An 11,469-nucleotide genomic window follows, 5' to 3' on the forward strand; every position below is an offset into this window, starting at 1 on the left:
AAGCTAGTAAGACCCCTTGAAGAACACAAGGTTGATAGGTCAGAGGTGTAAGTGTGGTAACATATTTAGCTGACTGATACTAATAGGTCGAGGGCTTGACCAATAATTAAAAGATTTTGGCAATAATTCATGTGCAATTTTCAGAGAATAAATTCTGAAAAAAGTGTTGACAAAGTATTGATACTACAATATAATGTTAATGTAATCTGGTGATGATGGCGTAGAGGAAACACTCCTTTCCATTCCGAACAGGAAAGTTAAGCTCTACAGCGTCGATGGTACTGCATGGGAAACTGTGTGGGAGAGTAGAACGTTGCCAGGTGTARTATGGATCTTTAGCTCAGTTGGTTAGAGCAACCGGCTCATAACCGGTTGGTCCGGGGTTCGAGTCCCTGAAGGTCCACCATATTTGGGGGTATAGCTCAGTTGGGAGAGCACTTGCCTTGCACGCAAGGGGTCAAGGGTTCGAATCCCTTTACCTCCACCAAGATATGTATATATTTACAAATGTCGAAAAACTTTTTAAATTTTCTAAAATTTTAGTTAGGAATAAAATAAAATATATTATATAATGATTATAAGAATTAATTTAATAATTCTAATGTAAAAGTTTTAAGGTCTTATCCTTAGATGGGGAGTGTTGTTATGGGTAAGAAGGATGAATTAGAGAAAAAATTAATAAAGTTAAAGCTAGAAAAGAGAGAGTTATTACTAGCAGGAAAAAATACAAGTAAAATAGACGATCTTATAAAAGAGGTAGAACTGGAATTAAAAGAATCTAGCGGATATTGTAATAGTTAAAATATTTTAATTTTAATAGATCTAAGTTATTAAATTTAGATCTATTTTACTTTTAATGAAATACTTAAATTAAACAAATATCAATAACTAGAATAATTTACCATAATTGAGCATATTACATTTGTAGAGAGAGATTCTTTATAAATAAGGAGGCTGGATTAGAAAATGATAAGAACTTTTGTATGTGAAAAAGAGGGTTGTATTGGAAATAGATTTTTTCTTGAAAGTGAAGAAGATAAACTTAAGTTGATTTGTTATCAATGTAAGTTTAAATATGATATTGATGTTAGCAATCAAGATTTTATAATGTTGCCTAATTGTTCTAGCTGCAATAATGATACATTTAAAGTATTTAAAGACATAGAAAAAAAAGGTATATATTTCAAATGTTCTAAATGTAGGGCAGTTCCAGAAAAAATATATATAGATTCAGATGGAATACAAGTTTCGTACGAGGCTAAACTTTTAAATGATATAAAACAAATAATGAATCTAGTTGAACAAAGGATATATAATCTAGAAGTTAATGTTAAGGACTTAGAAAGAGGACAAAGTATGTTAGAACAATCTTTAGCATATATAAATAGATATTTAGTAGAAAAAGATTAGTATATAAAAATATATAATTTATGATGTATAATAAAATAAATAACTAAAAGTTAAATTAACACAGGGAGAGAAGTATGGATAAAAACAAAAAGATAATATCATGGTTGATGTTATTAATATGGATAGGAATAATATTTTTTATGTCACATCAGCCAGGAGAAGTTTCTAGTAGCCAAAGCGAATTGGTTATAAAAATATTTCAATTTTTAGGAATAGAATTAAATGAATATTTTGGTGATCTCGCTACTTTCGTAGTTAGAAAAACTGCACATTTTTCAGAATATCTTATATTATTCCTCTTTGCATATAATGTAAGTAAAAGATATTTTTCTAATAAAAAAGCTAGAGTATATGCAATAATATTTGTATTTTTATATGCATGTTCAGATGAATTTCATCAATATTTTATTCCAGGAAGAAGTATGGCTTTTAAGGATGTATTGATAGATACATCAGGAGGGCTAGTTGGCTATTTAATAATGAGGTTAAAAAAAATATAATGGTATAAAAGGATATTCATTTAACGATGAATATCCTTTTATAATATTGATGAAAGAAGCCTTGAAAAGCCATCTATAAATTTGCTAATAATAGATTTTGATTCATACTCTTTAATATTAAATTCTATGCATGAATTTAGAGTATCATTAAATATGGTATCAAGCTCATGAGTTACATATTCATTATATATTATTGTGTTAATTTCATAATTTAGCTCAAAGCTTCTAATATCCATATTAGCAGTTCCTATTGTACAAATTTTTTCATCAACGGTTAATATTTTAGAATGAATAAAGCCTCTTTTATTATATAGATAAATTTTCGCCCCAGATCTAGAGAGTTCAGCCAAATAAGTTTGAGAAGCTCTGTTTACTGTAAAATGATCAGCTTTTTTAGGAAATATTAATGAAACTTTAATACCACTTAAAGAAGCTATCCTTAGTGTATCCATTAATCCTTCAGAAGGAATAAAGTACGGAGTTATTATATTAATATTTTTTTTTGCACTGCTAATCATTTTTATTAAGCATTGAAGTATGCTAGGAAATTCAGAGTCAGGACCGCTTTTTACTATTTGCATGGCAATATTACCATTAAAATCATGATTCTTAAAATAGCTATCTACATTATTTAAGATAGATATTTGTTCATTATTATACTTTTTTATACTTGAAAAATCATCTAAGAAAATTGACTGTAACCCAAGAACGCAGTCACCTTCTATCATTATGTGACAATCTTTCCATTCCCCTAATTTTCCCATACCCAAATACTCATCGCCTATATTAATACCGCCCAGGAACGCTACTACCCCATCTATAACTACTATTTTTCTGTGATTTCTATAATTAATTTGAGTATTTATAAATCGTAAAAATGGAGCTAAAACATATGAGTAGAATGCTACATCTACACCAGCACTTTTCAAATCTTTTATATATTTAGATCCTAGTTTTATAGAGCCAACTCTATCTATTATAAATCGAACTTTAACTCCTTGCTTAGATTTATTTATTAAAATATCTTTTATTTCATTTCCGATTTTATCATCTTTAACTATATAGTATTCTAAATGAATATGATGCTTTGCTTTTATTAAATTCTCCTTTAAAATTTTAAACTTTTCTTCTCCTCCATCTAGTATTCTAATTTTATTATTTATAAACAGAGGTGAGAATGAATTAGAAGCTAGTAATTTTATAATAGGTTCATATTCATTTAATATATTAGACTTATTCAATATAGATGAATTAATTAAATTAGTAACTTTTCTTTTAGAGATTCTATCTAAAGTATTTATTTTCCAATTGCGTCCTAAAAATATAAATAAAATCAATCCTACTGGAGGTAGTATAATTAAAATCAATATCCAAGATAAAGTTTTTTCAGGTCTTTTCTTTTTAAATAAGATCATTATAAATATTATAAATATATTTATAATAAAAGATAAATAAAAAATTATTTTAAATGCAATTATATTACAAACCTCCTTCAAATATAGTCATACATAATATATTATTGACTTAAATATAAATTTTAATAAATTAAAAAGACATTAGATAAACAAGCATAATATCTCCACTTATGAACTATTTTGCTTTAATAGTTGCTTTTGCAGAAAAGTATGATAAAGATTCAGGAATAGGTATTCTAATAACTACTATGATTCCTTATTCGATTGCATTTTTAATTGGATGGACAATATTATTAGTAATATGGTTTGTATTAGGATTTGATTTAGGACCTGGAGTTGGAGTAATGCTTTAAAAAGATTTAATAATTAAATATAATTACACAATTGAAAGTGTATCTATAGTAAAAATTTTAGATGCACTTTTTTTGTACTTATTCCAATAAAATGTGCATAAAAATAAGTATATGGTAGGAGGGGGATAAATAATCTGAATATTCTGGATAATAAGAGTCGTTTATGATATTCTATAAGTAATAAAATAGACTAGAATAACCTGCACTTAAGATGGTTTTTTGAAAATAAATTATAAACCAGAGATTTAAAATTTATCAACATAAGAATTTGCTAAGAACGCGATTCAAAAATTATTTAGATTTTAAATGAAAGGTAGGTGTAATCATAATATTTAGAAAATATTATGAGAAGTTATGAGAAATTATACAATAAAAAATTTAAGAAATATTGGACTGATAGGACATGGAGCATCAGGAAAGACCTCTTTAGTTGAAGCATTATTATTCAATACAGGTAATACTGATAGATTAGGTAAAGTAGAAGAGGGAACAACAGTTACAGACTTTGACCTAGAAGAAAAGAAGAGAAGAATTTCACTTTCAGCGTCTATTGCTCCAATAGAAGTAGAGGATACAAAGATAAATTTAGTAGATATACCTGGTTACTTCGATTTTTCAGGAGAGCTGATACAAGGAATGAGAGCTGTAGATGTAGCTACAATAGTTGTATGCGGAGTATCGGGAGTTCAAGTTGGAACAGAAAAGGCATGGGATTATTGTAATAAAATAAAATTGCCAAGAACATTTTTCATAAATAAGTTAGATAGAGAAAATTCAAGTTATGAAAAGACATTAGAACAATTAAAAGAAAAATTTGGGATAAGCGTTGTACCTATACAATTTCCAATAGGTAGTGAAGAAGAATTTAAAGGTGTGGTTAATGTCATATCAAAAAAAGCTAGAATACATGATCCTAAAACAAATAAAATTGAAGAAATAGATCCTCCTGAAGATTTATTAGAAAAGATAGATGAATGTAAAAAAATGATAATGGAAGCTGTTGCAGAAACAAATGAGGAACTATTAGATAAATATTTCAGTGAGGGAGAATTAAGTGACGAAGAAATATATAGTGGACTTATAGAAGGGTGTGCAAGTGGAGATATAGCACCAGTAATGTGTGGAAGTGCATCTAAGGTAATAGGTATGAGATGCTTTTTAGAAGATGTAGTTGAATGCTTTCCATCACCTAAATATTCAATTTCACAGAAAGCAAAAAATTTAAAAAATAATGAAGAGGTATTCATAGACTTAAATGAAGATAAACCCTTTTCAGCATTAGTTTTTAAAACTATAGCAGATCCTTTTGTTGGAAAAATATCGTTGTTTAGAGTAATAACAGGAAAGTTATCAAATGAGGTTACTGTAGTTAATAGTAATAAGGATAAATCTGAAAAATTAGCTAATATCTTTTTCATAAGAGGGAAAAACCAAATACCTACAAAAGAAGTTGTAGCAGGAGATATAGCTGCTATTGCCAAACTACAATACACTGAAACTGGTGATACTTTATGTGACATAAATAATAAAGTTATATATGATAAAATGAATTTTCCAAAACCTTCGATATCAATGGCTGTATTACCAAAAGCCAAAGGTGATGAAGATAAAATATCAATGTCATTACAAAGATTATTAGAAGAGGATCCAACATTTACAATCACAAGAGATACGGAGAATGCAGAAACTATAATTTCTGGTATAGGTGAAACACACTTAGATGTTATAGCTAGTAAGCTGAAAAATAAATTTGGGGCAGAAGTTATTCTAAGACTTCCTAAGATACCATACAGAGAAACTATAAAAGGTATTGCAGATGTTCAAGGAAAACATAAAAAGCAATCTGGTGGACATGGACAATATGGAGATGTAAAAATAAAATTTGAGCCAAGAAGAGATGGAAAAAATGAGTTGGAATTCGTTGATAATGTTGTTGGAGGAGTTGTACCAAGAAATTTTATACCAGCAGTAGAAAAAGGACTTAGAGATTGTATTGAAAAAGGGGTTCTAGCAGGATATCCCGTTGTTAGTTTAAAGGCTACCTTACATGATGGATCATATCATCCAGTAGATTCATCAGAAATGGCATTTAAAATGGCAACATCAATTGCATATAAAAAAGGATTAGAAGCAGCGAAGCCAGTTTTATTAGAACCTATTATGCATGTAGAGGTGTTAATACCGGATGAATATATGGGAGATATAATAGGCGATATTAATAAAAGAAGAGGAAGAGTTCTTGGAATGGAACCAGAAGGAAAGTTACAAAAAGTTAGTGCTGAGATTCCTTTATCAGAAATGTTTAAATACGCTACAGATCTAAGATCAATGACTCAAGCGAGAGGAAGTTTTATAAGTGAGCTTGAAAGGTATGAGGAGGTTCCAGAGTTAGAAGCTAAAAAAATAATTGAAGAAGCTAGAAAAAATTAAATCTGGGAGTAGTGAATAAATATAAATTTAATGAGAAAAAATAATATAGAATTAATTTTAAGTATAGAGGTATATACTAAAGAAAAATAGGAGGGAAACTATGCCAGATTACAAAATGGATATAAGTGAGAGACTAGGACTTAGTGAATATAGTAATATATTTGACTATATGGGTGTAGTAGATAAAAATGATAATTTTACTATAACCTTAAATAGTAATTCAAAAGAGGATATAAATATTATTACTTCTATGCTTAGGGATAGTAACTTTTCTATTTTAGAAGAGGGAGTAAACCAAACAGGTAAGTATTACATTAATGCTAATAAGTATAAGTAAATAAAAGGCTATTAATCACTTGATTAGTAGCTTTTTATAATTTATGGTAAAATGTTTAATATAAAATAAATCATAGGAGGATTAAAATGAAGGCTGAAATAATAGCAATAGGAACAGAAATATTATTAGGTGATATAGTTAATACAAATGCACAGTATTTAGCTAAGGAATTAGCTAATCTAGGAATTGATGTTTATCATCAAAGTGTTGTTGGTGATAATGAAGATAGAATACTTGAAGCATTTAAAAATGCTTTTGAAAGATGTGACTTAGTTATTACTACTGGTGGTTTAGGGCCTACTCAAGATGATTTAACAAAGGAATTAGGTGCAAAATATTTTAATAAAAAACTAGTTTTACATAAACCATCCTTAGATTGGATTAAAACATATTTAGACATGAAAGATGAAGCTGTAGTAGAAGCAAATAAAAAACAAGCATATTTTCCAGAGGATGCAGTAATCTTACCCAATTCTAATGGAACAGCTCCAGGGGCAATAATATCTGAAAATGATAAGATACTAGTAATACTACCAGGACCACCAAGAGAAATGAAGCCTATGTTTAATAATCATGTAATTAAGTATCTAGCTGGAATAACAGGTAAAGTTATAAAATCTAAAACATTAAGATTATTTGGAATTGGGGAAAGCTTAATGGCTAAAAAGATAAATAACTTAATTCAAAATAGTACTAATCCTACTGTTGCACCATATGCTAAGGATGTTGATGTAACTTTAAGAATAACTGCTAAAGGAAAAGATGAAGATGAATGCAATAATTTAATAAATCCTGTATATAAAGAAATAAAAGAAGTTCTTGGTGAGTATATATATGGAGAAGATGAAAATTCTTTAGAAGCTGTTGTTGCAGAAATATTGTGTAACAAAAATTTAAGTATAGCTACTGTAGAATCATGTACAGGAGGTCTGGTTGCTTCTAGTTTAATTTCTTATCCGGGAATATCAGAAGTTTTTAAAGAGGGTGCTATTACTTACTCAAATGAAGCTAAGATGAAGAGACTAGGAGTTAAAAAAGAAACTTTAGATAAGTATGGAGCTGTAAGTGAAGAAACAGCAAAAGAAATGGTAATAGGTATAGCGAGAGAAGCAAAAACTGATATAGCTATTTCAACTACAGGAATAGCAGGACCTGGTGGAGGAACTAATGAAAAGCCTGTTGGGCTAGTTTATATAGGTGTATTTGTGAAAGGAAATGTAGTTGTGAAAAAATTTAATTTTACAGGAGATAGAGAAAGGATCAGAAGAAAGGCTACAATGAATGCACTTAATATTTTAAGAAAAGAACTTTTGAGCACTAATTATTAAAATGGGGAATAAAATAATCCCCTTTTATACTTTTAAAAAGTAGGGGATTATTTTTTGTATATAAATAAAATGGGGGAGAGGCGATTAACTGTGGAAGCTTTCTCGCTTCATTATAATTATGTCCATTAATTTATAAAGTTATACACTACAAAAGTTAAAAAATAGACATCATAAAGTTTAAAATGATTATGAATTAACTAAATTTATTTTAAAACTAAAAAAGAAAGGGTATATATATGAGAAAAGTTTTTAGAGCAAACATGTATTTTTTAATAATATTATTAGCAGAAATATTTGGACCAATTGCACTTACACCAATTTATCAGGCTATAGGATTAAGTGATGTAAGAATAATACTATTTTTAACTCACATGATAATATTTTTACTTCCAGCATTAATATATTTAATAGTAACAAAATCATCTTTTAAGGATACACTTAAATTAAACAAATTACATTGGAAAGATACACTTTTAATTATATTATTAGCTTTTTTAGTGCAACCTATAATGACTTTCTTTTCAGTAATTTCTACGTTTTTCTTCAACAATGAAATAGGAGCATTTATATCTCAAATAACATCAACACCATATATATTTCTTTTATCCTTAGTTGCACTTTTACCAACAATAACAGAAGAGATCACAATAAGAGGTATAGTTCTTTCAGGATATGAAAATAAAAATAAATATATAGCTTCAGCAGTAACAGGATTATTTTTTGGACTTTTACATTTAAATGCACAACAATTCCTATATGCTGCAGTATTAGGTTTTATACTTGCATTATTAGTTAGAATAACTAATAGTATATTTGCATCTATGATAATACACTTTATAGTAAATGGAACATCAGTAACTATTGCAAAGTTATCAAGCTATATTACAAATGGATCATCTGTAATTGGTGATGCAGCTGAATTAACACTTAAAAATATAGCATTATCAGAAAAGTTAATTTTATTAATAACATATGGGGGAATTGCCATAGTATTTGCTAGCTTTGTTTTTCTAATAATAAAAAAACTAGAAAGATTAAATGATAATAGAAAGATAGAAAGTTTAAATTATACGAGAGGGAAAGTTATATTAGATGATGAAAGAATATTTAATATCCCTTTTATATTATCAATAATAGTATATATAGCAGGTATGACTATTTTTATATAACAAAAAGTTAGGAGTTAATTAATCTCCTAACTTTTTGTTATATAGAATTTAATTAGATTTTGTTATAGAAGAAGATTCACTATAAAACATAGAGAATTCTTTAGAATTTATCCAACCTCTACAATTTATACAATTATCAATAGGTAAATTTACATAATACCATATTTGTTTATTAACCTCAGCAGAATCTAAAATTCCAACCTCCATTCGTATGTTAATTTTTCTAATCAATTGAGAGGAATCTATAGGAGCTATATATAATTTGGCAGCACTATTAATTATTCCTACCTTATAAGAAGGAGTAGCAAACTTTATAGACAAATTACTATTAGCTTTTCTGGACATTTCATATTTTTTTCTTATACTATTGTATTGATTTGATGTTATCATTAATTGTTTTTTCATTAGTGAAAGTTTTTTGTCATAATAAAAATAAATAGCTACTAATGATAATATTAGTAAAATAAATAATATATATTTCATAAGAAACTCCTAGTAATACTATAATTTATTATATTTATAGATTTAAGTAAAAATTACTTAAATTTATATTTAAATTTATAAATATAAAACTATATAAAAAATAAAAAATAAAAATCATTAAAAACGTTGACATATGGTAAAAAATTTTATAAAATAGAATTCGTTAAGGCTCGATAGCTCAGTCGGTAGAGCAGAGGACTGAAAATCCTCGTGTCCCTGGTTCGATTCCTGGTCGAGCCACCAGGAAAGCTAACTAATTTAAATTAGTTAGCTTTTTTTATTTTTAGTGAAAGTAGTAATAATCTTCTTTATTTAAACTTATTATTTAAATGAATACACTCTAATTTTAAGTATTTTATTTATAAAAACAATTTCATATGAGTTTAGTATATTAATGTAACACTAATATGTTTAGAGCATTTAAAATAAAAGGTATAAAATAACTCTTTACAAGTTATGGTAAAAGATTTAATATATAATTATAAGTAATTATTATAATTAATTATACTTTAAGCTTAACTTAAGAAATACTTAAGAAGTATATATTAAAATAAGAGTATATAATTAATTAATTTTAAAGAGTTAAATATATTAGGAGGGATGCATATGTTGGAAAAGTTAATTTTATCAGATGAGGATTATGATTACTTAGCAAAGGGGATAGCACTGGGGGCTGGGATAGGAATCCTTATGGGATTTTTCATTGATAATATAATATTGACATTTTCAGCATGCTCTGTTGTAGGAATAATTTGTTCTCTTGTGTATTCCTTCTATAAGAAATCAAAGCATAGAATTAGTTAAAATAAACCAAAAGGCACATTTTAGTGCCTTTTTATTATATATTTTCTATTTGCCAGTTTATAGAGAGTTTATTAATTGATTTTAAAAAGTCATTTGTTTTAGAAAAAGGCTTACTTCCAAAGAAACCTCTAAAAGCTGATAATGGACTTGGGTGTGGGGCGGTAATTATAAAGTGATTTCTGTTAGTTATGAGACTCCTTTTTGCTATGGCTGGATTTCCCCACAATATAAATACTATTGGATCCTGCCTTTCATTAAGTAAAGAGATTATTTTATCAGTGAATATTTCCCATCCCATATTTTTATGGGAGTTTGCTTCATGAGCTCTAACTGTTAAAACTGTATTTAATAGTAAAACTCCTTGATCAGCCCAGCTTTTTAAGTAGCCATTATTAGGTATGTAACACCCTAAGTCATCAGAAAGCTCTTTATAAATGTTAAGTAAAGATGGTGGAGTTTTAATACCTTTATTAACAGAAAAAGATAATCCGTGTGCTTGATTTGGACCGTGATAAGGATCTTGCCCAAGAATAACAACTTTTACATCTTTAAATGATGTGAATTTCAATGCATTAAAAATATCATACATATCAGGATAAATAGTTTTTGATTTATATTCTTCTGTTAAAAATTTTCTTAAATTTTGATAGTAGTCTTTGTCAAATTCATCCTTTAATAAGTCTTGCCAATCATTGTTTAATATATTTTTCAAAAAATCACCTCTATATAAAATTATTTCAGTATTGATTAAAGAACTATAATAATATTTTTCTCAAAAAATCATAATATATTAGATTTAAGCAATAAAAAATTATCATATACATATCTAAGAATAATATATATATGATAATTTTGGAATATATTAATGTTAATTAGGCAAAAACGTTACCTAGAATGTCTTTATAAGTAAATAGAATTAAAATAAAGAAAAATAAAGAAAATATCATATAAATGTGAATAAGATACATAATTTAAGATATATTAATAATTAAAAGGTGATATTATGTAATTCGTCACTTATGACACGGATTTGAATTGATAACAAAGTTAATTAAAAAAATTAAAAACATTGTTGACAAGGAAATCCATAAGTGATAAGATAAGAAAGTCGCTTGAGGGCGATGAAGAAAATGGTCTTTGAAAATTGAACAGAATATAAGTTAAGTAAACAAACCAGCAATTCTTTTAGACGTCTTAAAATTAAGACTCAAAGTAATTTGAGCAAAGAGATTAAACTTTT

The 11,469-nt window shown here is 27.3% G+C and carries 11 protein-coding genes, 3 tRNA genes, 2 rRNA genes and 1 pseudogene; 14 read left to right on the forward strand and 3 right to left on the reverse strand.

What is annotated here, in order from left to right:
- The 7 genes from ACYUEX_RS18355 to ACYUEX_RS18385 all read left to right on the forward strand — a co-directional run.
- Nucleotides 1–103, forward strand: a 23S ribosomal RNA gene (locus ACYUEX_RS18355); the annotation flags it as partial.
- Between the two features lie 102 nt (nt 104–205).
- Nucleotides 206–322, forward strand: a 5S ribosomal RNA gene (rrf, locus tag ACYUEX_RS18360).
- 7 nt (nt 323–329) lie between these two features.
- Nucleotides 330–406 (forward strand) — tRNA-Ile (locus ACYUEX_RS18365).
- 5 nt (nt 407–411) lie between these two features.
- Nucleotides 412–487, forward strand: a tRNA-Ala gene (locus tag ACYUEX_RS18370).
- Nucleotides 488–645: 158 nt separating this feature from the next.
- Entirely contained in the window at nt 646–801 is a 156-nt protein-coding gene (locus ACYUEX_RS18375; RefSeq protein WP_411169158.1) for a hypothetical protein, read from the forward strand.
- A 165-nt stretch (nt 802–966) separates the two neighbouring features.
- On the forward strand, nt 967–1,410 hold the full coding sequence (locus ACYUEX_RS18380; RefSeq protein ID WP_460289429.1) for a hypothetical protein: 444 nt from the start codon (nt 967–969) through the stop codon (nt 1,408–1,410).
- A 74-nt stretch (nt 1,411–1,484) separates the two neighbouring features.
- Complete coding sequence (locus ACYUEX_RS18385) at nt 1,485–1,910, forward strand: VanZ family protein (RefSeq protein WP_460289430.1); 426 nt, start codon at nt 1,485–1,487, stop codon at nt 1,908–1,910.
- A gap of 38 nt (nt 1,911–1,948) precedes the next feature.
- Here the strand turns inward: ACYUEX_RS18385 and cls are convergent, their stop codons facing one another.
- Nucleotides 1,949–3,385 carry a cardiolipin synthase gene (gene cls / locus ACYUEX_RS18390; RefSeq protein WP_460289438.1) on the reverse strand — a complete coding sequence of 479 codons (1,437 nt, stop codon included), beginning with the start codon at nt 3,383–3,385 and terminating at the stop codon, nt 1,949–1,951.
- A gap of 89 nt (nt 3,386–3,474) precedes the next feature.
- Here cls and ACYUEX_RS18395 point away from each other — a divergent pair.
- From ACYUEX_RS18395 to ACYUEX_RS18415, 5 genes and pseudogenes are all read left to right on the forward strand, one after another.
- Nucleotides 3,475–3,678 (forward strand): annotated as a pseudogene (locus tag ACYUEX_RS18395) (AbgT family transporter); the annotation flags it as partial.
- 354 nt (nt 3,679–4,032) lie between these two features.
- Entirely contained in the window at nt 4,033–6,108 is a 2,076-nt protein-coding gene (gene fusA, locus ACYUEX_RS18400; RefSeq protein WP_460289431.1) for an elongation factor G, read from the forward strand.
- Nucleotides 6,109–6,208: 100 nt separating this feature from the next.
- Complete coding sequence (locus ACYUEX_RS18405) at nt 6,209–6,445, forward strand: hypothetical protein (RefSeq protein WP_460289432.1); 237 nt, start codon at nt 6,209–6,211, stop codon at nt 6,443–6,445.
- Between the two features lie 86 nt (nt 6,446–6,531).
- Nucleotides 6,532–7,773 (forward strand): competence/damage-inducible protein A, encoded by a 1,242-nt coding sequence (locus tag ACYUEX_RS18410; RefSeq protein ID WP_460289433.1) that lies wholly within the window; start codon nt 6,532–6,534, stop codon nt 7,771–7,773.
- A 236-nt stretch (nt 7,774–8,009) separates the two neighbouring features.
- Nucleotides 8,010–8,942: a lysostaphin resistance A-like protein gene (locus ACYUEX_RS18415; RefSeq protein ID WP_460289434.1), complete on the forward strand. Its 933-nt coding sequence runs from the start codon at nt 8,010–8,012 to the stop codon at nt 8,940–8,942.
- 48 nt (nt 8,943–8,990) lie between these two features.
- Here the strand turns inward: ACYUEX_RS18415 and ACYUEX_RS18420 are convergent, their stop codons facing one another.
- Entirely contained in the window at nt 8,991–9,425 is a 435-nt protein-coding gene (locus tag ACYUEX_RS18420) for a hypothetical protein (RefSeq protein WP_460289435.1), read from the reverse strand.
- A 167-nt stretch (nt 9,426–9,592) separates the two neighbouring features.
- On the opposite strand from ACYUEX_RS18420, the gene ACYUEX_RS18425 reads away from it, so the two are divergent.
- Nucleotides 9,593–9,668, forward strand: a tRNA-Phe gene (locus ACYUEX_RS18425).
- A gap of 363 nt (nt 9,669–10,031) precedes the next feature.
- Entirely contained in the window at nt 10,032–10,229 is a 198-nt protein-coding gene (locus ACYUEX_RS18430; protein ID WP_460289436.1) for a hypothetical protein, read from the forward strand.
- Between the two features lie 34 nt (nt 10,230–10,263).
- On the opposite strand, the gene ACYUEX_RS18435 is transcribed toward ACYUEX_RS18430, so the two are convergent.
- On the reverse strand, nt 10,264–10,941 hold the full coding sequence (locus ACYUEX_RS18435) for a uracil-DNA glycosylase (RefSeq protein WP_460289437.1): 678 nt from the start codon (nt 10,939–10,941) through the stop codon (nt 10,264–10,266).
- Nucleotides 10,942–11,469 lie beyond the last annotated feature (528 nt).

This window comes from Clostridium sp. CTA-7, assembly GCF_054768095.1.

What these genes read in the sequence shown, in the direction of transcription:
- ACYUEX_RS18375 (WP_411169158.1), top strand. Translation starts at nt 646, where the DNA reads ATGGGTAAGAAGGATGAATTAGAGAAAAAATTAATAAAGTTAAAGCTA.
- ACYUEX_RS18380 (WP_460289429.1), top strand. Translation starts at nt 967, where the DNA reads ATGATAAGAACTTTTGTATGTGAAAAAGAGGGTTGTATTGGAAATAGA.
- ACYUEX_RS18385 (WP_460289430.1), top strand. Translation starts at nt 1,485, where the DNA reads ATGGATAAAAACAAAAAGATAATATCATGGTTGATGTTATTAATATGG.
- fusA (WP_460289431.1), top strand. Translation starts at nt 4,033, where the DNA reads ATGAGAAATTATACAATAAAAAATTTAAGAAATATTGGACTGATAGGA.
- ACYUEX_RS18405 (WP_460289432.1), top strand. Translation starts at nt 6,209, where the DNA reads ATGCCAGATTACAAAATGGATATAAGTGAGAGACTAGGACTTAGTGAA.
- ACYUEX_RS18410 (WP_460289433.1), top strand. Translation starts at nt 6,532, where the DNA reads ATGAAGGCTGAAATAATAGCAATAGGAACAGAAATATTATTAGGTGAT.
- ACYUEX_RS18415 (WP_460289434.1), top strand. Translation starts at nt 8,010, where the DNA reads ATGAGAAAAGTTTTTAGAGCAAACATGTATTTTTTAATAATATTATTA.
- ACYUEX_RS18420 (WP_460289435.1), bottom strand. Translation starts at nt 9,425, where the DNA reads ATGAAATATATATTATTTATTTTACTAATATTATCATTAGTAGCTATT.
- ACYUEX_RS18430 (WP_460289436.1), top strand. Translation starts at nt 10,032, where the DNA reads ATGTTGGAAAAGTTAATTTTATCAGATGAGGATTATGATTACTTAGCA.